Source organism: Mycolicibacterium sp. XJ870 (assembly GCF_053483975.1).
Window position 1 is genome coordinate 104,455 of sequence record NZ_JBEFTI010000011.1, and the last position, 19,212, is coordinate 123,666.

General features: G+C 66.9%; 20 protein-coding genes. 6 read left to right on the plus strand and 14 right to left on the minus strand.

The genetic code is table 11. The features are described from left to right. The first annotated feature begins 20 nt into the window (after positions 1-20). Positions 21-716 carry a DedA family protein gene (locus tag ABQF30_RS27725; RefSeq protein ID WP_448469914.1) on the plus strand — a complete coding sequence of 232 codons (696 nt, stop codon included), beginning with the start codon at positions 21-23 and terminating at the stop codon, positions 714-716. Here ABQF30_RS27725 and ABQF30_RS27730 read toward each other — a convergent pair. The 8 genes from ABQF30_RS27730 to ABQF30_RS27765 are packed head-to-tail and all read right to left on the minus strand — an operon-like array spanning position 713 to position 9,159. Continuing rightward, positions 713-1,903 (minus strand): vWA domain-containing protein, encoded by a 1,191-nt coding sequence (locus ABQF30_RS27730; protein ID WP_448469916.1) that lies wholly within the window; start codon positions 1,901-1,903, stop codon positions 713-715. The genes ABQF30_RS27725 and ABQF30_RS27730 overlap by 4 nt on opposite strands. Positions 1,904-1,908: 5 nt before the next feature. After that, on the minus strand, positions 1,909-2,568 hold the full coding sequence (locus ABQF30_RS27735; RefSeq protein WP_448469917.1) for an SRPBCC family protein: 660 nt from the start codon (positions 2,566-2,568) through the stop codon (positions 1,909-1,911). Continuing rightward, positions 2,565-3,470 carry an AAA family ATPase gene (locus ABQF30_RS27740; RefSeq protein ID WP_448469919.1) on the minus strand — a complete coding sequence of 302 codons (906 nt, stop codon included), beginning with the start codon at positions 3,468-3,470 and terminating at the stop codon, positions 2,565-2,567. The genes ABQF30_RS27735 and ABQF30_RS27740 overlap by 4 nt, the downstream gene beginning before the upstream one ends. After that, entirely contained in the window at positions 3,460-4,191 is a 732-nt protein-coding gene (locus ABQF30_RS27745; RefSeq protein ID WP_448470086.1) for an XdhC family protein, read from the minus strand. Before ABQF30_RS27745 ends, ABQF30_RS27740 begins: the two co-directional genes overlap by 11 nt. Beyond that, positions 4,191-6,590 (minus strand): aerobic carbon-monoxide dehydrogenase large subunit, encoded by a 2,400-nt coding sequence (locus ABQF30_RS27750; RefSeq protein ID WP_448469921.1) that lies wholly within the window; start codon positions 6,588-6,590, stop codon positions 4,191-4,193. Before ABQF30_RS27750 ends, ABQF30_RS27745 begins: the two co-directional genes overlap by 1 nt. Beyond that, complete coding sequence (locus tag ABQF30_RS27755; RefSeq protein ID WP_448469923.1) at positions 6,587-7,063, minus strand: (2Fe-2S)-binding protein; 477 nt, start codon at positions 7,061-7,063, stop codon at positions 6,587-6,589. The genes ABQF30_RS27750 and ABQF30_RS27755 overlap by 4 nt, the downstream gene beginning before the upstream one ends. A 1-nt stretch (position 7,064) precedes the next feature. Continuing rightward, the gene (locus ABQF30_RS27760; protein WP_448469925.1) at positions 7,065-7,955 is read right to left on the minus strand and encodes an FAD binding domain-containing protein; all 891 of its coding nucleotides are present in this window, start codon (positions 7,953-7,955) and stop codon (positions 7,065-7,067) included. Positions 7,956-8,010: 55 nt separating this feature from the next. Next, complete coding sequence (locus ABQF30_RS27765) at positions 8,011-9,159, minus strand: XdhC family protein (protein ID WP_448469927.1); 1,149 nt, start codon at positions 9,157-9,159, stop codon at positions 8,011-8,013. An 89-nt stretch (positions 9,160-9,248) separates the two neighbouring features. Here ABQF30_RS27765 and ABQF30_RS27770 point away from each other — a divergent pair, with 89 nt between their 5' ends. Beyond that, entirely contained in the window at positions 9,249-10,274 is a 1,026-nt protein-coding gene (locus tag ABQF30_RS27770; RefSeq protein WP_448469929.1) for an LLM class flavin-dependent oxidoreductase, read from the plus strand. A 26-nt stretch (positions 10,275-10,300) separates the two neighbouring features. Continuing rightward, entirely contained in the window at positions 10,301-11,257 is a 957-nt protein-coding gene (locus ABQF30_RS27775) for a LysR family transcriptional regulator (RefSeq protein ID WP_448469931.1), read from the plus strand. A gap of 4 nt (positions 11,258-11,261) precedes the next feature. On the opposite strand, the gene ABQF30_RS27780 is transcribed toward ABQF30_RS27775, so the two are convergent. Genes ABQF30_RS27780 through ABQF30_RS27805 form a run of 6 tightly spaced genes read right to left on the minus strand, consistent with a single transcriptional unit; the run spans position 11,262 to position 16,428 of the window. After that, complete coding sequence (locus ABQF30_RS27780) at positions 11,262-12,167, minus strand: LLM class F420-dependent oxidoreductase (protein WP_448469933.1); 906 nt, start codon at positions 12,165-12,167, stop codon at positions 11,262-11,264. Between the two features lie 3 nt (positions 12,168-12,170). Next, a complete protein-coding gene (locus ABQF30_RS27785; protein WP_448469935.1) occupies positions 12,171-13,277 on the minus strand; it encodes a glycoside hydrolase family 76 protein in 1,107 nt (368 codons plus the stop codon). Positions 13,278-13,292: 15 nt separating this feature from the next. Then, the gene (locus ABQF30_RS27790; protein ID WP_448469937.1) at positions 13,293-13,946 is read right to left on the minus strand and encodes a TrmH family RNA methyltransferase; all 654 of its coding nucleotides are present in this window, start codon (positions 13,944-13,946) and stop codon (positions 13,293-13,295) included. Beyond that, positions 13,939-14,829, minus strand: a complete 891-nt coding sequence (locus tag ABQF30_RS27795) for a hypothetical protein (RefSeq protein ID WP_448469939.1) — start codon at positions 14,827-14,829, stop codon at positions 13,939-13,941. Before ABQF30_RS27795 ends, ABQF30_RS27790 begins: the two co-directional genes overlap by 8 nt. Before the next feature lie 36 nt (positions 14,830-14,865). Continuing rightward, the gene (gene ttfA / locus ABQF30_RS27800) at positions 14,866-15,729 is read right to left on the minus strand and encodes a trehalose monomycolate transport factor TtfA (protein ID WP_448469941.1); all 864 of its coding nucleotides are present in this window, start codon (positions 15,727-15,729) and stop codon (positions 14,866-14,868) included. A gap of 48 nt (positions 15,730-15,777) precedes the next feature. Beyond that, positions 15,778-16,428 carry a TetR/AcrR family transcriptional regulator gene (locus tag ABQF30_RS27805; protein WP_448469943.1) on the minus strand — a complete coding sequence of 217 codons (651 nt, stop codon included), beginning with the start codon at positions 16,426-16,428 and terminating at the stop codon, positions 15,778-15,780. A gap of 79 nt (positions 16,429-16,507) precedes the next feature. On the opposite strand from ABQF30_RS27805, the gene ABQF30_RS27810 reads away from it, so the two are divergent. From ABQF30_RS27810 to ABQF30_RS27820, 3 genes are all read left to right on the plus strand, one after another. Next, positions 16,508-17,533 (plus strand): Rieske 2Fe-2S domain-containing protein, encoded by a 1,026-nt coding sequence (locus ABQF30_RS27810; protein ID WP_448469945.1) that lies wholly within the window; start codon positions 16,508-16,510, stop codon positions 17,531-17,533. A 2-nt stretch (positions 17,534-17,535) separates the two neighbouring features. After that, the gene (locus ABQF30_RS27815; protein WP_448469947.1) at positions 17,536-18,615 is read left to right on the plus strand and encodes an NAD(P)H-dependent amine dehydrogenase family protein; all 1,080 of its coding nucleotides are present in this window, start codon (positions 17,536-17,538) and stop codon (positions 18,613-18,615) included. A 139-nt stretch (positions 18,616-18,754) separates the two neighbouring features. Beyond that, positions 18,755-19,021 carry a hypothetical protein gene (locus tag ABQF30_RS27820; RefSeq protein ID WP_448469949.1) on the plus strand — a complete coding sequence of 89 codons (267 nt, stop codon included), beginning with the start codon at positions 18,755-18,757 and terminating at the stop codon, positions 19,019-19,021. Positions 19,022-19,212 lie beyond the last annotated feature (191 nt).

Genomic DNA, 19,212 nt, shown 5'->3' on the forward strand with positions numbered 1-19,212 from the left:
CCCAGGTACCCTTAGAAATCGTGATCGACGCCGCCCTACCAGAGGTTACGACCAATCTGGCGCTCATGCCGGACTATATGGACCCGCTGACCCTCATCGGGTACTTCGGGACCTGGGCTCTGGTGGGCTTGCTCGTGGTGGTGTTCATCGAGTCGGGGATCCTGTTCCCCGTCCTGCCCGGCGACTCGCTGTTGTTCGTCGCAGGCATGCTCGCGGCGGGAACCGCAGCCCATCCCACCGCGCAGCACGCCAGCTTCGGGCTCTGGCAGTTGCTGGTGTTCGTTCCGATAGCCGCGGTACTGGGCAGCCAGATCGGGTACTGGATCGGGCGCGGTATCGGAACGTCGATGTTCAAACCCGACGCGCGGTTCCTCAAGCAGAAATACCTCGAAGAAGCGCACCTGTTCTTCGAGCAACGCGGCCCGTTCGCCGTCGTGCTCGCTCGGTTCGTGCCGATCGTGCGTACGTTGGTGCCGATCACCGCCGGCGCGGCCCGCATGAACTACGGGGTGTTCACCCTTTTCAACGTGATCGGCGCTCTCATCTGGGGCATCGGTCTGACACTGCTCGGATACTGGCTGGGACAGTTCGAGATCATCCAGACGCTGTTGGAGCCGATCCTGGTTGGCATCGTGCTGCTCTCGATCGCCCCGATTCTTTACGAGTGGTTCAAACGGCGCCGCGCTGCAAAGCGGGCCGCAGCCCAAGAGGCCTAGGCGCCGAGCACGTCGAACAGCTCCCGCAGACCAGTCAGGGTGTTCGCGGGCAGGAAGTGATCGCAGTACGGCAGCGCAGCGGCCATCGAACCGGCCAGTGGTGCGTATCCGGGTGTCGCGGCCCGCGGGTTGAGCCAGACCACCAGGTGTGCCCGACGCCGCAGTCGACTCATCGCATGGCGCAGCAATTCAGGCGGATCGGCGTCCCAGCCGTCCGAAGCGATCACCACCACCGCGCCGCGCAGCGTGTTGCCGTACGGCATTGCCAGCAGGGTCCCCAGCGACCGGCCCAGCCGGGTGCCGCCATACCGGTCCAGCACCTTCTCGTTGGCCCGGGCGAGGGCGACCTCCGCGGAACGGTGCGACAGTGCCGCGGTCAGCCTGGTGAGCGTCGTGGCGAAAGCGAACACCTCTGGGCGTATCCCCTTGTGGCTCACCGCGGTCGCCCGCATGAGATGCAGATACACCGCGGCATACGGCTGCATCGAACCGCTGACGTCGCAGACGAGCACCACCCGCCGAGGCCGGAGGCGGTTGCGCGTTCTGGCCACCCGCAGTGGCTCCCAGCCGGTGGACCGTGATGCTCTGATCGTCTCCCGCAGGTCGACGTGACGGCCCGCCGGATGACGCCGGCGACGCAGCGTTCGCCGCCGCGGCCAGTGCGCTTCGACACCCTCCAACCAAATGCCGATGCGGCGCAGCTCATCGGCGTCGAACCGCTCGAATGGTTCGTCCAACCGGGCGACGAGCCGGCTGGGCAGCAGGTCCGGTATCGCCGTACCTGTGGGCGGATGAGCCCCCGAGGTGACCGACACCGGCCGGGTGGTCCAGGGCAGGCCGTCGCCGTCGTCTGCGGTGCCGTGGCCGGGCGAGCCTTGGGCGGGCGCCACCGGCGACACCTGCCTGCGCGTGCGACCCGGCGGATCCAGCCCGAGCACCGCGTCGGCGAACACCGCCTCGAACACGGCATCGAACGCCGGCAAGTCTTCGACCCGGCTCACCAGGGTCAGCCGCGCCGCCCAGTACAACTGGGAGCGCACCACCGGCGCGACGACGTGCATCGCCGCAACCAGGCCCGCCGATCCGACCGCCGAAACTGCCACCCCCGCCGAACGCAACCGGTCCACCAGCGCGACGGCGAAGGCGGCCAGATCGACTCCGCGCAGCAGCAGGGGGGCTGTGGTCATCATCGTCAGCGGTGACCGCGCAAGGCCTTTCGGGCCATCCGCAACCGACCGATGGTGAACAGCAGTGCCGCCAGCAGGAAGCCGCCGGCCACTCGCGGGGCGTATTTCTTCAGTGCGGTGCCACCGGCCAGGTCGAGCAGGTCGATGGGCTCCGGATCGGCCACGGTGGGCACCGCAGCAGGCGCCGCCGCCGTGGCGGCGGCGGGTTCCGCGGCAGGTTCGCCGCCGGCGAGCTTGGCTTCCAACGATTGGACGAACTGGCCCAGTAGCTTCTCGGACACCTGCTGCAACATGCCGCTACCGAACTGCGCGAGCTTGCCGACGACCTTGAGATCGGTATCGACGGTGACGCGGGTCGTTTGACCCGCATCGTGCAATCGGGCGGTGACGGTGGCAGCGGCATTGCCGGTTCCCCGCGTCTCCTTGCCCTTGGCGTCGATGACGGCCCGGTGCTCGTCGCGGTTCTGCTCGACGAAATGCACCTTGCCGTTGAACTCACTGGTTACCGGGCCTACCTTGACCTTCACCTTGCCCAGCACGTCCTCGCCGTCCTGGCCGGTCAGCTGTGCACCCGGCATCAGCGGTACCACCTGTTCGAGGTCGGTCAGCAGGTTCCACGCTTCGTCGATCGGCACGCTGACGGTGAACTCGTTCGCAATCTTCATATGGTGCTCCCTCTCAGTTCCATCAGTGCGTCGCTCAGCAGTCCGCTGTCGTCCGGGGTCTTGGCCAGTGCGCCCAGCGTGCCCAGGGCGGCGGGATCCACCAGGTCGCCGACCTTGAGCGCCACCAACGCGGCCACCCAATCGATCGTCTCCGCGACTCCCGGCGGCTTGTCGAGGTCGAGTTCCCTTACGCTGCCGACGAACTGGGCGGCACGTTCGACGAGCGCGTCGGTGGCACCGGGCACCGTACGACGCACGATCGCGACGGCCTGCCTGCGCTGCGGATACTCGATCCAGTGGTACAGGCATCGTCGGCGCAGTGCGTCGTGCAGGTCCCGGCTGCGGTTGGAGGTCAGCACGACGATCGGCGGTCGCTCGGCGACGAAGGTACCGAGCTCGGGCACGGTGACCGCGGCCTCGCCGAGGAACTCCAGCAGCAACGCCTCGAATTCGTCGTCGGCGCGGTCGATCTCGTCGACGAGCAGTACCGGCGGGGTGGGTCCGCGATGCCGCACACATTGCAGGATGGGACGGTCGATCAGATACGTCTCGGTGTACAGGTGGGCCTCGTCGAGCTCGTCGGCACCGTCGGCCCCGCGCGCCTCCGATAGCCGGATCGACAGCAGTTGGCGCTGGTAGTTCCAGTCGTACAGGGCCTCGCTCGCAGTCAGCCCCTCATAGCACTGCAATCGAACCAACGGTGTATTCAGCACGGCTGCAAGGGTTTTGGCTGCCGTCGTCTTACCGACGCCCGGTTCGCCCTCCAACAGCAGGGGACGGCCGAGGGTGGCCGCGAGATAGATGGCCGTCGCGGTGCCCTCGTCGAGCAGGTAGTCGTTAGCGTCGAACCGACGCACGACATCGTCGACACCGCTGAACGCGACGACCGGGTCACTGGCCATTGACCGCGAGCCCGCCGAGCCTGATTTCCCGGACCACCTCGGCCATGATCGAGACCGCGATCTCGGCCGGGGTCTTCGCGCCGATTGCCAGTCCGACCGGAGTGTGCACCCGGGCGCGTTCGGCCTCCGACAAGGCCATTGCGTCGAGAACGGCCGCGCCCCGCACCCGGCTGGCCACCAGCCCGATGTAGCGCACGCCGGCATCCAGGGCCGCTCGGATCGCCCCGGCCTCGGCGCCGCCGAGGCTGGCGATCACCACCGCGGTGGCCTCTGAAAGCTCAGCCTCGTCCGGCCCGCCCAGGCACACGTCGTAGCCGAGGACCGCACAGAGCGTGGCCATTGCCTCGGCGATCGGGGTGGCGCCCACGATGTGCACCAGCGGCGCGGGCACCTGAGGCTCGAGGAAGATCTCCAATGCGCCGCCGGACAGGCACGGGTTGACCACCACGCAGGCGCCCGGCGCATCTGGGAAATGCACCTCGCCGTCGGGCAATACCCGCAGCAACACACTCTCCCCGACCTGGAGTGCCCCCAGCGCTGCCTTGCGGACCGAGTTCTGAGCGCAGTGCCCGCCGACGAACCCCTCGATTGTTCCGTCGGCCAGCAGAATTGCCTCATCCCCGGGATGGGCGGAGGTTGGTTGCTGCGCGCGCACCACCGTGGCGTGCACGAACGGTGTCCGGGCCCGCCGCAGTTGCGCGACGCGTTCGGCCAGCGCCATCAGATTGGTGGCCTTGCATTGCCCTGCATGGCTTCCCACACCCGCGACGGGGTCAGGGGCATGTCAGCGTGCCGAACTCCGAACGGTGCCAGCGCATCCACCACGGCATTGACCACGGCGGGCGGCGATCCCACGGTCGCGGACTCGCCGATCCCCTTCGCGCCGATGGGGTGATGCGGTGACGGCGTGACGGTGTGGCCGGTCTCGAAATGCGGCACCTCCATCGCGGTGGGGATCAGGTAGTCCATCAACGACCCGCCCAGGCAGTTGCCATCGTCGTCGAACGCGATCATCTCCATCAGCGCCATCCCGATGCCGTCGACCAGGCCGCCATGGATCTGGCCCTCGATGATCATCGGATTGATCCGCGTGCCGCAGTCGTCGACCGCCAGGAACCGGCGCACCTTCACCACCGCGGTCCCCGGGTCGACGTCCACGACACAGAAGTAAGCGCCATATGGGTAGGTGAGACTCTCCGGGTTGTAACAGATCTGGGCATCCAGGCCACCCTCCAGGCCCTCGGGCAGGTCACCCGCGCCGTGGGCGCGCATCGCAATGTCCTGGATGGTGACCGACGCCGTGGGATCGCCCTTGACGTGGAAGCTGCCTTTCTCCCATTCGAGGTCGGCGACCGATGCTTCCAGCATTCCCGACGCGATGATCTTGGCCTTGTCCCGGATCTTGCGCGCCACCAGCGCAGCGGCCGCCCCCGACACCGGGGTGGACCGGCTGCCGTAGGTGCCCAGGCCGAACGGCGTCTGGTCGGTATCGCCGTGCACCACGTCGATGTCCTCGGGCGGGATGCCGAGCTCCTCGGCGACGATCTGCGCGAATGTCGTCTCATGGCCCTGCCCCTGGGACTGAACACTCAAGCGCACCACTGCTTTTCCGGTCGGATGTACCCGCAGCTCGCAGCCGTCGGCCATGCCCAGACCGAGGATGTCCATGTCCTTACGCGGACCGGCGCCGACAGCCTCGGTGAAGAACGACATGCCGATACCCATCAGTTCGCCGTTTTGCCTTCTGCACCTCTGTTCCTCACGCAATTCGTCGTAGCAGATCATGTCCATCGCCAGGCGCATGGTCTTCTCGTAGTCACCGGAGTCGTAGGTCCAGCCAGTCTTGGACGTGTACGGAAACTGCTCGGCTTTCAAGAGGTTTCGCAGCCGCAGCTGTGCGGGGTCCGTCTTCAGCTCGAACGCCAGGCAGTCCACCAGCCGCTCGACGAAGTACACCGCCTCGGTGATGCGGAACGAGCATGCGTAGGCCACCCCGCCGGGTGCCTTGTTGGTGAACACCGCGGTCATGTGGCAGTAGGCCGCCTCGATGTCGTAGCTGCCGGTGAACACCCCGAAGAAGCCGGCGGGGTACTTCACCGGGGCGGCGGTGCCGTTGAACGCGCCGTGATCGGCAAGCACATTGGACCTGATCGCGAGGATCTTGCCGTCGTTGGTCGCGGCAATCTCGCCGACCATGATGTAGTCACGCGCAAAGCCGGTGCTGGTGAGGTTTTCGCTGCGGTCCTCCATCCACTTCACCGGTTTGCCGAGCAGCAGCGAGCCGACGATCGCGCACACATAGCCCGGATAGATCGGCACCTTGTTGCCGAAGCCGCCGCCGATATCGGGTGAGATGACGCGGATCTTGTGTTCGGGCAGGCCCGCCACCAGCGCGTACAGGGTGCGGTGCGCGTGGGGGGCCTGCGAGGTGCTCCACAGCGTCAGCTTGCCGCTCACCGGGTCCAGATCGGCTACCGCGCCACAGGTTTCCAACGGAGCGGGATGCACCCTCGGGTACACGATCTCCTGCTTGACCACCACGTCGGCCTTGGCGAAGACGGCCTCGGTGGCGGCCGCGTCGCCGGTCTCCCAGTCGAAACAGTGGTTGTCGGTCTTGCCGTCGAGGTCGGTGCGGATCACCGGCGCGTCCGGGTCGAGCGCGTGCCGGGCATCGATCACCGGGTCCAGCGGGTCGTAGTCGACGTCGATGAGTTCCAGGGCATCTCGCGCCGAGTACCGGTCTTCGGCGACGACGAAGGCCACCTCCTGGCCCTGGAACCGCACCTTGTCCGTCGCCAGGACCGCCTGTACGTCATTGGACAGCGTCGGCATCCAGGCCAGGCCCTTCTCCGCCAGGTCCGCACCGGTGACCACGGCCTTGACCTTCGGATGCGCCTGGGCCGCAGTCACATCGATGCCGGTGATCCTGGCGTGTGCATAGGGCGAGCGCAGAATCGCCAGGTGCAGCATCCCGGGCAGCTTGACGTCGTCCACGTAGGTGCCGCGGCCGCGGATGAACCGCGGATCCTCCTTGCGCAGCATCCTGCCGTGACCGCACGGCTTCGCGTCGTTGTCGGCGATGTCCTCGGGCCGGCTCACCGGGTTCTCCAGCGTCGTCATGCGGTCGTCTCCTCACGGGCGTGCCGGGCGGCCCACAGCACGGATCGCACGATCGTGGTGTAACCGGTGCACCGACAAATCTGGCCCGAAATAGCCTCGCGGACTTCCTCTTCCGTCGGGTCCGGGTTGCGGTCCAACAGGGCGCGGGCGGTGATCAGCATGCCCGGGGTGCAGAACCCGCACTGCAGGCCGTGGCACTGCATGAACCCTTCCTGCACTGGATCCAGGCGGCCGTCGACCTCCAGGCCCTCGACCGTGCCCACCGCATGCCCCGACGCCATCGCCGCCAGCATCGTGCAGGACTTCACCGGTTCGCCGTCCACGTCGACGACACAGGTGCCGCAGTTAGAGGTGTCACATCCCCAATGCGTGCCCGTCAGGCCCAGTTGGTCGCGCAGGAAATGCACCAGCAGTGTCCGCGGCTCGATTTCGGCGTTCACCGCCTCGCCGTTGACGGTCATGTCGACCTGCATGTCAATTCCCTTCCAGCGCAGCGACTTTGTCAATCCGATCGACCGAAGTCCGCAACGTGCGGATGGTCAGTTCGGAGGCCAGATGACGTTTGTAGTCGGCACTGCCGCGCATATCGCTGACCGGTTCGCAGGCCTGCGCGGCGGCTTCGCCCGCCGCCGCGAAGGTCTCCTCGGTGGCGGGCTTGCCCACCAGGGAGCCGGCAAGTTCACGCAGCGCAGCGGCGTCGGCGTTCACCGCCGTCAAGCCGACCCGGGCGGCCGCAATCGAACCACCATCCAAAGTCACCTGCGCACCGGCCGCGGTGACAGCCCAATCACCCACGCGGCGTTCGACTTTCGCGTAGGCGCTGGAAGTCCGGTGCCGAACGGGAATCCGCACCTCGATGAGCATCTCGTTGTGCGCCAGCGCTGTTTCGTACGGCCCGGCCAGGAAGTCGTCGATCGGTACCTGCCGCTCCCCCGCCGGCCCGCGGGCCAGACAGATCGCATCGAGTACCCCGCACACCGTGGTCAGATCCTCCGCCGGGTCGGCCTGGCACAGCGACCCGCCGACAGTGCCGCGGTTGCGCACCACAGGGTCGGCGATCACCCGCTCGGCGTCACGGAAGATCGGGCACACCGCCGCCAGCGGATCGGACTCCAGCACCTGGCGGTGCCGCGCCATCGCCCCGAGGCGCACCAGGGTGGGATCGGTGACGATATATCCCAGCTCGGCGGCCAGGTCGTTGATGTCGACCAGGTACTCGGGGTTGGCGATGCGCAACTTCATCATCGGCAACAGGCTGTGGCCACCCGCGACGATCCTGGCGTCCTCACCCAACCTGTCCAGCAGACCGACTGCGTGGTCGACGCTGGTGGCGCGCTCGTACTCGAATGGCCCGGGAACTTGCATGTGAGATACCTCACACCACCCCGACGCCGGCGTCAATAGCGAGTTAAGCGATCACTTAACTCGCCGGCAACCGACGGTGTTCGCCCTGCTCATGATGGATCCGGCCACCGGTCTCGGTCAACGGCCGGCCGCCACCACCCCACCGCCGGGCGATGATCTCCGCCGCGATCGACACCGCCGTCTCCTCGGGTGTCCGCCCGCCGAGGTCGAGCCCGATCGGGCTGGACAACCGCTCCAGCTCGGCATCGGTGAGCCCGGCGGCGCGCAACCGGTCCAGCCGGTCGTCATGGGTCCGCCGCGATCCCATCGCGCCGATGTAGGCGATATCGGGCAGTCGCAGCGCCACCTCCAGCAGGGGTACGTCGAATTTGGGGTCATGGGTCAGCACGCAGATCACCGTGCGCGAGTCGACGGCGCCGGCCTCGACCTGCGCGGCCAGGTACCGGTGCGGCCAGTCGACGACGACCTCGTCGGCGGTCGGGAACCGCGCAGCGGTCGCGAACACCGGACGGGCGTCGCACACCGTGACGCGGTAGCCCAAGAATGTGCCCTGCTGGGCGACGGCCGCCGCGAAGTCGATCGCGCCGAACACCAGCATCCGCGGTCGCGGCGCATGGCTGGCGACGAACACCTCCATGCCCTCGCCGCGCCGCTGGCCATCGGGGCCGTAGGTCAGCACCTCACTGCGGCCCGCCGCCAACAGCCCGCGGGCATCGTCAGCCACCGCGGCGTCGGCGCGTGGTGAGCCGAGCGAGCCGTCCACGGTGTCGCCACGCACCACCAGCCGCCTACCGACCCACGACGTTTCAGGATGTGCGATGACCGTGGCGACCGCGACCGAGCGGTGCGCATCGATATCATCGGCGATGGCACTCAAATCACGAAAAGTCTTCTGCGACACCGGCTCCACGAAAACGTCGAGGATTCCGCCGCAGGTGAGCCCCACCTCGAATGCGTCGTCGTCGCTGACCCCGTACCGCTGCAGCACCGGGGCGCCGGTGGCCATCACCTCGGTGGCCAACTCGTAGACAGCACCCTCGACGCAACCGCCCGACACCGAGCCGCTGACGGAGCCGTCGGGGGCAACCACCATTGCCGCGCCGGCCGGGCGCGGGGCCGACCGAAATGTGCGCACCACCGTCCCGACACCGGCGGTGTCACCGGCCCGCCACACCGCTAACAGCGTGCTCAGCACATCTCTCACGCTCCCCAATCTAAAGCGTGTCGGACGGACGTTGCCCGCGAGCCCGGGCCGCCAGGAATATTCGTGAGGCTCAAAGCGCCGTACTCCGCATGCCAGAAACCCACGCAGCGCCCAAGGTCAGTATCTGGACCGACGCCAGGCCCGAACCCGGCGAAACCCACGGTAAGCAGCGCTACGCCGAACTGCTCGAGGAGGCCCGCCTCGCAGACACCTTGCCGTTTCACACGTTCGCCACCACCGAGCAGCACGGCGTCGACGACGGTTATCTGCCCGCGCAACTCCCCCTGATCGCGGGCCTCGGGGTCGCCACGGAGCGAATCCGGTTCATGACCAACGCCTTGCTGCTGCCGCTGCACCCGTGGCGCCAGGTGGTCGAACAGGCCATCGTGGCCGACCTGCTGTCCGGTGGACGGCTGGCGCTCGGTGTCGCCGCCGGCGGATACGCGCGCGAGTTCGACCTGTTCGGCGTCGACTTCGGCAAGCGTGCCGAACTGATGGAACGCGGCCTGGCGTTCATCCGGCAGGGCCTGCACGAGGGGTCTCTGCCCGACGGCCCAGGCGGAACGAACCTGCCCGTGTTGCCCCGTCCTGTTCAGAACCGCATCCCGGTCTATGTGGGCGGCGGCGCACCCAAGGTGCTTGATCGTGCGGTTCGACTGGCCGACGGCGTGAGTCCAGTCGACTTCTTCTCCCCTGACACGGCATTCGGCGATATGTGGGAGAACCGGCTTTCGCCCGCCCTGGCACGGCACGGTCGATCACTCGACGACTTCCGCTTCATCATCAACGTTCCGCTGTGGGCTGCAGAAGATCCCGAGCGCGACTGGCACCTCTTCTACAAGAACGCCATCGAGCACCAGTTCAACCAATACGCCGATTGGGCAGGCGACCGCTCGAAGGTCGGTGTGCCCACCGATTCCGACACCCCGTGGCAGCGCGAGACGATGCTGGTCGACACTCCGGAGAACATTGTTCGACGTCTCAAGGAGATCCGCCAGCGGGCGCCCTTCCATGAGGTCGTGTTCTGGTACCGCATCCCGCACATCGGCCACGAGCGGGCAATGGCGCACCTCGAACTGGTCGCCAAGCAGGTAGTCCCGTTTCTCACGGATTAACAGGTCGGTGCAACTAGGCTGCGTCCGTGACACCGGCGCAACTCCGCGCGTTTTCAGCAGTCGTCCGGCTCGGCTCGGTACGCGCCGCGGCCGAGGAACTGGGTGTCTCCGACGCCGGGGTTTCGATGCACGTCGCCCAATTGCGCAAGGAACTCGACGATCCGCTGTTCACGCGGACCGGATCGGGCCTGGCGTTCACTCCGGGTGGGCTGCGTCTCGCGAGCCGCGCCGTCGAGATCCTCGGCCTGCAACAGCAGACGGCGATCGAGGTGACCGAGGCCGCCCACGGCAGGCGACTGCTGCGCATCGCGGCGGCCAGCGCGTTCGCCGAACATGCCGCGCCCGGGCTCATCGAGCTGTTCTCCGCACGCGCCGACGACCTTTCGGTCGAGCTGAGCGTGCATCCGACCAGTCAGTTCGCGTATCTGATCGCGTCGCGCGCGATCGACATCGCACTTGGCCCACCGCCGGAAAGCGCTGAGACCCCGCTTGCCGTGCGCCCGTTCCTGAAGTACCAGGTCATCACGGTGACCAAGCCGGACAGCCCGCTGGCCGCCCGGCCCGCCAGCCCAGCGCTGCTACGCGAGCAGCACTGGATGCTCGGCCCGTCCGGTGGCAGCGTTGACGGTGAGATCGCCGCCATGTTGCGTCAGCTCGCGATTCCCGAAGCGCGGCAACGGATTTTCCAAAGCGACGCAGCCGCCCTCGAAGAGGTCCGACGGGTCGGCGGCATCATGCCGACGATCGGGTTCGCGGTGTCCAAGGACCTCAGCAGCGGCAGGCTCGCGCAGGTCAAGGGCGCCGGTCTAGCACTCTCCGGCGAATGGTTCGCCTCGACGTTGCCTGCGACGGCGCGTCAACCGGCCGTCTCCGAGCTGGTGCGGTTCATCACCACCCCGCGCTGCACCCAGGCCATGATCCGTGGCACCGGCGTGGGGGTCACCAGATTTCGCCCGAAAGTCCATGTGACCCTGTGGAGTTGACGCGCTAGCTCAGACCGAGGGCCGCGGCGAGTTCACGCAGCGCCTGCCGCGGATCGGCCATCGGATTGTCGCCGAGCACCTGCACCACAACATGGTCGGCACCGGCGTCCAGATGTGCCGTCACCGCGTTCGCAGCATTCTCCACCGAGCCCATCCCCACCACGCCACGGGCCAGCCGGTCAGAGCCGCCGCGCACCAGATCGGATTCGTCGAAACCCTGCCGCAACCACGAGTTCCGGTAATTCGGCAACCCGCTGTACACGTCGAGATGGCTGTGCGCCCTGCGCAGTTGGTCCTCGTCGTCGGATCCGATCGCCACGGCCTGCTCGGAGACGATCCATCTTCCGGTGCCCAGAATCTCTCTGGTGACGCGTGTCTGTTCGGGAGTGACCAGATACGGGTGGGCGCCGTCGGCGTGGCTGCCGGACAGCTCGATCATCTTGGGCCCCAGCGCCGCCAACAGCCGGGGCGGGCGCCCCGCGCCGGGTTCGATCTGCTCGGGCACCGCGGCCATCCGGTCCAGGTAATCGCGCATGGTGGCCAACGGTTTTCGGTAGGCCCCACCGAGAGCGTGTTCGACGAGCGGTGCGTGGCTGACCCCGAGGCCCAGTACGAACCGGCCCGGATACAGCGCGGTGAGCGTGCGGGCACCCGTCTCGGCCGCACTCGGCACCCTGACGTGGATGTTGGCGATGCCGGTGCCGATGACCAGACGTTGCGTAGCGGCCAGGAACGCCGCGGACTGCGTCAGACACTCCTTACCGCTGACCTCCGGCAAGAACAGTGAGCCGAACCCGAGCCCCTCGATCTCGGCGGCGACCTCCTGGGCGGCGGGCATGGACCAGGTCTCACTGGCCCACCACACACCGATCCGGGCTGGAAAGTCGATCCGGGCGCGTTCTTCGGTCACTGACTACTCCTCATCTCCGGCCACTGCGTGCGCGGCCTCCATCAACATCCAGCCCGACACCTGCACCGAGAGATCGCGTTCGGGTATCGCCGACGCGTTGACGGCGCCCTCCACGAACTGCGCCTCCTGGCCCGCCGCGGTGGGTATCTCGGCGGTGCGGTCCCAGAACGCGCTGAACAACGGTAGCCCGTCGACCGTCTGCCGGTTGTTCCACGCCGCCTCGGCCGATTTCAGCACGATTGCGCGTGCGGTGTCGCGGGCCGCCGCGTCGTCGGGCGATTCACCCGGCAGCGTCGTGGCCACCAGAGCCAGATAGCGCGCCGTGATGGCGTTGAACAGCCCGCCGTCGCCGCCGCCCGCACCCTTGATCACCCCGTCGGTCGTCATCTCCTTCTCGACCGCGGCAACCAGGCGGCGCACTCGCTCCGGATGCCTGGTGTCCTTTGTCCGGACCGCGAGTTCCGCCTCCAGCCCGAGCACCACGCCCTGGCAGTAGGTGTACTGCGCGCGGACCATCGAGCCGGCCTTGATGCCGTCGAACACCAGGTGGGTGTCGGGGTCGATCAGCGTCTCGTCGATCCAGTCCGCCATCTGCTGTGCACGACGCAGCCGATCGTCATAGCGGGCCAGAAAAATCCCCGCCGGACCATTGGCCGGCGCATTGAAGAACTGGTCCTGCTTGCGCCACGGGATGCCGCCGCCGTCCTCGGGAACCCAGGCATTGACGAACTGGTCGCACAGCGTCTTCAGCGCTCGGGACTTCTCCACCCCGGCGAGCCGCCCGGCGCGCTCCAGGGCCAGGGCCAGCCACGCCATATCGTCGTAGTAATCGTTGACCCATCCGGTGTTGCGCAGCCAGTGCGCCCGGATCTGATGTCCGATCCGCTCTATTCGCTCCGGCTGCGGGTCGCGCACCTGTGCGTCGACGAGGCAGTCCAGCAGGTGCGCCTGCCACCAATAGTGCCAAGTCCCGAAATTGCGGTACTTCTTCGTCGACGGCCAGGCCACCACCCCGAGCTGTGTGCCCGGCAGACCCCAGAGTTTCGACAGATGCCGTTGTGTGATCGCAGCTTCGGCGCTGGCCGCACGGTTAGCCCATAGCTGATCCATGCTCTTGATCCTGCCTTACCAGGCCGCCGAAATGTCGGCATGTCGAGTGATCCAGGCGTGCATCGCGATCCCGGCGGCGACACCGGCGTTGATGCTGCGGGTGGAGCCGAACTGTGCGATGGACACGGTCAGCGCGGCCCCGGCCTGCGCTTCGGGCGTGATCCCCGGACCCTCCTGACCGAAGACGAGCAGGCAATCCCGTGGCAACTCGGTCTCTTCCAACCGCACCGCGCCCGGGACGTTGTCCACTGCGACGACCGTCAACCCGGCCCCGGCGGCGAAGTCGAGCAACTCGGCGGTGCTGTCGTGATGGGATAGCCGCTGGTAGCGGTCGGTGACCATGGCGCCGCGCCGGTTCCAGCGCCGACGCCCGACGATATGCACGGTGTGCACAGCGAAGGCATTTGCGGTGCGCACCACCGCGCCGATGTTCGCGTCGTTGCCGAAGTTCTCGATTGCGATGTGCAGGGGGTGTCGGCGTTCGTCGATGTCGGCGATGATCGCATCATGTGTCCAATACCGGTACGCGTCAACGACATTGCGGGTGTCGCCGGTGCGCAGCAGCTCCGGGTCGTAGCGCGCGGCTTCGTCCCCGGAGGGAAGCGGTCCGTCCCAGGGCCCGACGCCCGGACTCTCTCCCCACTCGGTGGGGCCGAGGCTGTCAGTCACCGGTGGTCCACAGCGCCGCGTGCGTGCCGATCACCGACACCGTCGCGTACAGCAGCGCCGCGTTGATCTCGCCCTGGGTGCACAGTGAGGCCCGCACGTTCACCGCCTCCCGCGACGAGTCGGGCAGCACGAGCACCGAGGAGCCATACACCGAGCAGGCATGGCTGAGCCCAGGCGGCGGCAGAGTCGGGGCCGCCACCACCATCAGCGGGCCGCCCCGCTTCGCCGAGTCCTCCCGGTAACGCGCTGCCAGCCCACCGATTTCGAGCCCGAGCAGCATGTAGCCCTTGCCGGTGAACGCATCGGGAGCACCCAGCGCCGCCGGTGACAGCTGTGCACCGTCGGCACTGAAACCGTCGACACTGGTGGTCTTCACCGTGACGCCAGTGTCGTTGATGTTGGTGGGCAGCAGGCCGACCGGGAACGCAGCGGGGTAAGCCCTGGTCGTACCGGCGATCCGCTCACGCGGTGAATACACGTAGACTCCACGCACCTGGCTCTGATCCCGCAACGGACCCAAACACACTGTGCCGGTGAGCTTGTCAGGCGTCTCGGCGGACAACGGTTGGATACCCAGGCTCGTCACACCGCTGCAGCCGTCCAATCCGTTGGCTTCGATCGGGTGCGCCAAGGCGCCGTAGAGGCCGAACCGGATGTCCTCGGGTTTGGCGTGCTCGCCCGATGCCGAGGCGTCGACGTCGACCAGCACATGCTCGGCGTCGAAACGCAGATTGGACACCGAGACCTTCCAACCCAACACGTCCAGCGACTCGCCGAGCTGCGTGGTGAGCGCCTCGTACGTGCGGTCCGGCGTGCTGTCAGAGGAGCAGGCGGTGGCGATGACGAGAATCACCGCTGTCACCGCCGCGATCAGTGCGCGCACCGGTACTCAGGTTCTCCTTCAGGATCTCGCACGCGGCTAGCGCTGGTAGTGCGGTGCCTGACGCCCGTTACGGGCCTGCGGCGGTGGCCGACGGATCGAGTCCGACCGGCCGGGTTCCATACGCTGTTGGGTGTAGCGGCCCACGTCGCCGCGTCCGGGTGGGGCATCGGCGCGCCCGGGTGGCAACTCGCGGCGCCCGGCCGGGGTCGGTGCCAACGGACGGCTCGGCGACCCGGAGCGCCGGGCAAGGGCTGCCGGGCCGGGCTGGCCTGCTGCGGCCGCGCCGTTCTGCGGAACCGGGGGCAGCACCCGCAGCAGATCGTTGAACTGCCGCACCGTGCGCAGGCCCTCGTCCCATTGGGCGCGGGTGCTGGTGACGGGCATGCTGACCAGCGTCCAATGCTGCTCGTTCCACATGATCTCGGCGCAGTCGGGAGCGGTGTGGGCGAACGTCACCATCCGGCGGTCGCAGGCCCGGCGGGCGGCGTCGAGGTTGGTGGAGTACACCATCCGCGGGCCGATCGCGCCGAGCAGCCAGATGTCGTTCTCGCGGGGCTCCTTGATGCCTTTGAGCCGCAGGTCGACGACGACGTTGGTGCCGACCTTGCGGTGCAGCGCGATCACGGTGGCGACCTCGTCGATGTCGAAGATGAACACCGCCTCGCCGCGGATCTGGCCGAGCACGACATTGCGGGCCGCGACGTCGCCGACAGTCGACATAACCCCGCGCTTCCAGCGCTTCAGGATCTCGTCCGACTCGTGCTCGTAGTCGAAGCCATGCGACTTCGCCCACGACTTGCGACGCCGTCCCAGCCCGCGTCGACGGTCGATGTCGACATACAGCAACACGGCCGCACCCACGAAACAGAGTGCGGACAGCGTGAACCAGAGCGGGACCATCGGGCCTAGCCTACTTGTTGACGGCACGATTGCCTCAACTCTGGGAGGTCACAACCCGGTTACTGGTTGCTCAAATCTCTCCGGGCGGGACTCTTCCAGGTACATCACAATGGCGTTCGTCAGCCCCCGCCGGGCCATGTCCAGGTCGGAATACGTGCCGAGTTGCCGCTCGGAAGTGATGCCGCGCATGGCACCCGGGATGAACGACGCAACCTCTGCCACCCGATCGGGGTCCACGTCGAGGTCCGCGAAAGCTTGCTGGCAGGTTTGAAGCCAGCCTCGCCCCCATGACGACAGTTCCGCGGCCGTCAGTGGGTAGAGCCGTTCGAGTTCGGCGCGGTCCCGCGGCAACGCGGCGCGCAGATTCTCGATCGCCCGCGAATCGCTGGCGGTCAACCCGTCGTAGAGCAGGTCGATGATGCCGGCGACGCGCTGCTGCAGGGGCGCGGTGGTGTCGCGGCGTCCCAGCATGCCCGCGCGGCGTTCCGCGGTGCGGTGCAGCACCGCAGCCCACAGCCCGTCGATGTCGCCGAACTGGTATTTCACCGCGCCCCAGGTGGCGCCGATCTGTTTGGCGATCCGGTTGGCCGACACCGCACCCGGATCGCCGGTCGCCAACGCCTTGAGCGCCGCCTCGAGCATGTTCTCCCGGGTGGCCAGACCGCGGCGATTGGTCCGCCGCGCGGTGGCCTCGGTCATCTTCTCGATGCTAGTCCGAACCGCGCAGTTTCATAGAACCCTCTTCCAAAGTTCCACGGATGCTCATACGATTCAGCTCATGGCCAAGCCACCGTTGTCGATGAAACCGACGGGATGGTTCCAAGTCGCCTGGTCGGACCAAGTCGGCGTCGGCGACGTGCACGCGATGAAGTACTTCGGCGAGGAGATGGTCGCCTGGCGCTCGGAGGCCGGTCAGCTGACGGTCATGAACGCCTATTGCGAGCACCTCGGGGCGCACCTGGGATTCGGTGGCCACGTCGTGGGCGAGGTCATCCAGTGCCCGTTTCACGGCTGGCAATGGAACGCCGAGGGCCGCAACGTCTGCATCCCGTATCAGGATCGGCCCAACCGCGGCCGCCGCATGAAGACCTACCCCGTCGTCGAACGCAATGAAGTCATCTACATCTGGCATGACGTCGAGGGTCGGGAACCGTTCTTCGAAGCGCCCGATGTGTTCGCGTCGTTCAACGACGGCAGCAGCGCCGCCGACTACTACCCGCAGCAGCGGCTGTATCGCGAAGCGCTGGAACTGCATCCGCAGTACGTGTTGGAGAACGGCGTCGACTTCGCGCACTTCAAGTTCGTCCACCAGACCCCGATCGTGCCGGTGTTCACCCGGCACGACTTCGCCACACCGGTGTCCTACGTGGACTTCACCATCACCTTCGAGGGCGACGAGGACCAGACCATCGACGACGTGCGCAGCGGAGTCGAGGCGATCAACGGCGGTCTGGGCATCGCGGTGACCAAGAGCTGGGGCATGATCGACAACCGGACCATCTCGGCCGTCACGCCCGTCGACGGGTCCACCTCCGATGTGCGGTTCATGGTCTACATCGGCCGGACTCCCGGCCGCGATGACCAGCGGGCGGCGGCCAAGGCAACCGAATTCGGCGAGGAAGTGATCCGCCAGTTCACCCAGGACATCCACATCTGGTCACATCAGCGCTACTCCGATCCCCCGGCGCTGGCGACCGCGGAGTATGAGGGCTTCACCGCAATTCGTAAGTGGGCCATGCAGTTCTATCCGGACGGCAGGGGTGGCAGCGCCGCGGACCTGGCGTCATCGAATCAGAAGGGTTGAGCGTGACATCCAAGATCCGGGTCTTCCAAGTGGCCACCGGCAACGTCGGCACCGAGATGATCAAACGCATCAGCATGCGCGACGATCTCGAGCTGATCGGATTACATTGCTACACAACGGAAAAGATCGGCCGAGATGCCGGTGAGATTGCCGGTCTGGCCCCGATCGGGGTGACGGCGACGGGCTCGGTCGACGAGATCATCGCCGCGCGTCCTGACGTATTGACGTTCCACGGCGTGTTTCCCGATGAGGACCTTTACGTCAAAGTCCTTGAAGCGGGCATCAATATCGTCACCACCGCCGATTGGATCACCGGCTGGCACCGCGACACCAACCACCCCCACCCGTCCGGCAAGCCGGTCTCGCAACTGCTCGCCGAGGCCTGCGAAAAGGGTGGCTCGACCTTCTACGGCACCGGCATGAACCCGGGCGTCAATCAGATCCTCGGCGTGGTGTGCTCGGCCGATGTCGCGGAGATCGAGAACGTCACCACCATCGAATCCGTCGACGTGTCATGCCATCACAGCCGCGACACCTGGATCGAGGTCGGCTATGGCATGCCGGTCGACGACCCGTCGATCCCCGGCAAGCTGGAAAAGTACACGCGGGTGTTCGCCGACAGTGTCCTGATGATGGCCGACTGTTTCGGCCTCGAACTCGACGAGGTGAAGTTCAGCTACGAACTCGGGGCGTGCACGAAGGACGTCGACCTGGGCTGGTACAAACTGCCCAAGGGCTCGCTGGGCGGCAACTACATCAAGTATCAGGGCATGATCGACGGTGTGCCGCGCGTCGAGACGCACCTCGAGTGGCAGATGACCCCGCACACTGATCCGCACTGGGATATCAAGGGCTGCTACATCACTCAGATCCAAGGCGATCCGTGCATCTACAACAAGCACATGATCTTCCCCAAACCCGGTGTGGACCTGTCGGATCCGGCATCGTTCGCCTCGATCGGCATGACCGTGACGGGGCTGCCCGCGCTCAACGCGATCGCCTCTGTCGTCGCGGCCCCGCCCGGTCTACTGACGAGCGCCGACGTACCGCTGCGTGGCTTCGCCGGCCGGTTCACCCTCTAGCGCGAGCAGACGCAAAAGTGCCCAATTCCATTGGGGAAAGGGCAGTTTTGCGTCCGCTAGGGGAGCTAGGGCGTGCCTCATAGCGTTTCAGTGTAGCCACGATGTCGTCGCGGACGACGCCGCCTCGAAGGTAGAGGTTGTGCTTGTCGTAGCGGGCCGCGATTCCGCGCTGTTTGGTATCGCTGCAAGCCGTGTTTTAACGACGTTGTGGCCCTTGGTCGTCGGCGTCGAATGGCGGTGGCCGTCGCTGTCCCTGTGCCGCGCCGAAGGCTCGTCGCGTCATGATGCGCCCGATTTGACCGTCCAAATCCACATTGACCGCCCAATCGATCAGATCGGTGTCGGCGGCCAGGAAGTACACCGCGGCCAAGATCCTTCCCAGGTGCCGTTCTTACTGAACTGGTGACGGCGGCGCCAAGCAGTCTGCCGCGACCCGAACTCATTTGGCAGTTGCCGCCACGGCCCCCAGTTCAAAACCGCCAGATGACCGCGTCCACCACACGCCGATAATCGCCAAACGGCCTACCGCTCTTGGCCAATGCCACCCGCATCAACGACTCAATCCACGCCCACGTCACATCCGATGAACCTCGTCTT

Coding starts and splice junctions, on each gene's coding strand:
- ABQF30_RS27730 (WP_448469916.1), bottom strand. CDS start 1,903: ATGACCACAGCCCCCCTGCTGCTGCGCGGAGTCGATCTGGCCGCCTTC.
- ABQF30_RS27735 (WP_448469917.1), bottom strand. CDS start 2,568: ATGAAGATTGCGAACGAGTTCACCGTCAGCGTGCCGATCGACGAAGCG.
- ABQF30_RS27740 (WP_448469919.1), bottom strand. CDS start 3,470: ATGGCCAGTGACCCGGTCGTCGCGTTCAGCGGTGTCGACGATGTCGTG.
- ABQF30_RS27745 (WP_448470086.1), bottom strand. CDS start 4,191: ATGGCGCTGGCCGAACGCGTCGCGCAACTGCGGCGGGCCCGGACACCG.
- ABQF30_RS27750 (WP_448469921.1), bottom strand. CDS start 6,590: ATGACGACGCTGGAGAACCCGGTGAGCCGGCCCGAGGACATCGCCGAC.
- ABQF30_RS27755 (WP_448469923.1), bottom strand. CDS start 7,063: ATGCAGGTCGACATGACCGTCAACGGCGAGGCGGTGAACGCCGAAATC.
- ABQF30_RS27760 (WP_448469925.1), bottom strand. CDS start 7,955: ATGCAAGTTCCCGGGCCATTCGAGTACGAGCGCGCCACCAGCGTCGAC.
- ABQF30_RS27770 (WP_448469929.1), top strand. CDS start 9,249: ATGCCAGAAACCCACGCAGCGCCCAAGGTCAGTATCTGGACCGACGCC.
- ABQF30_RS27785 (WP_448469935.1), bottom strand. CDS start 13,277: ATGGATCAGCTATGGGCTAACCGTGCGGCCAGCGCCGAAGCTGCGATC.
- ttfA (WP_448469941.1), bottom strand. CDS start 15,729: ATGGTCCCGCTCTGGTTCACGCTGTCCGCACTCTGTTTCGTGGGTGCG.
- ABQF30_RS27805 (WP_448469943.1), bottom strand. CDS start 16,428: ATGACCGAGGCCACCGCGCGGCGGACCAATCGCCGCGGTCTGGCCACC.
- ABQF30_RS27810 (WP_448469945.1), top strand. CDS start 16,508: ATGGCCAAGCCACCGTTGTCGATGAAACCGACGGGATGGTTCCAAGTC.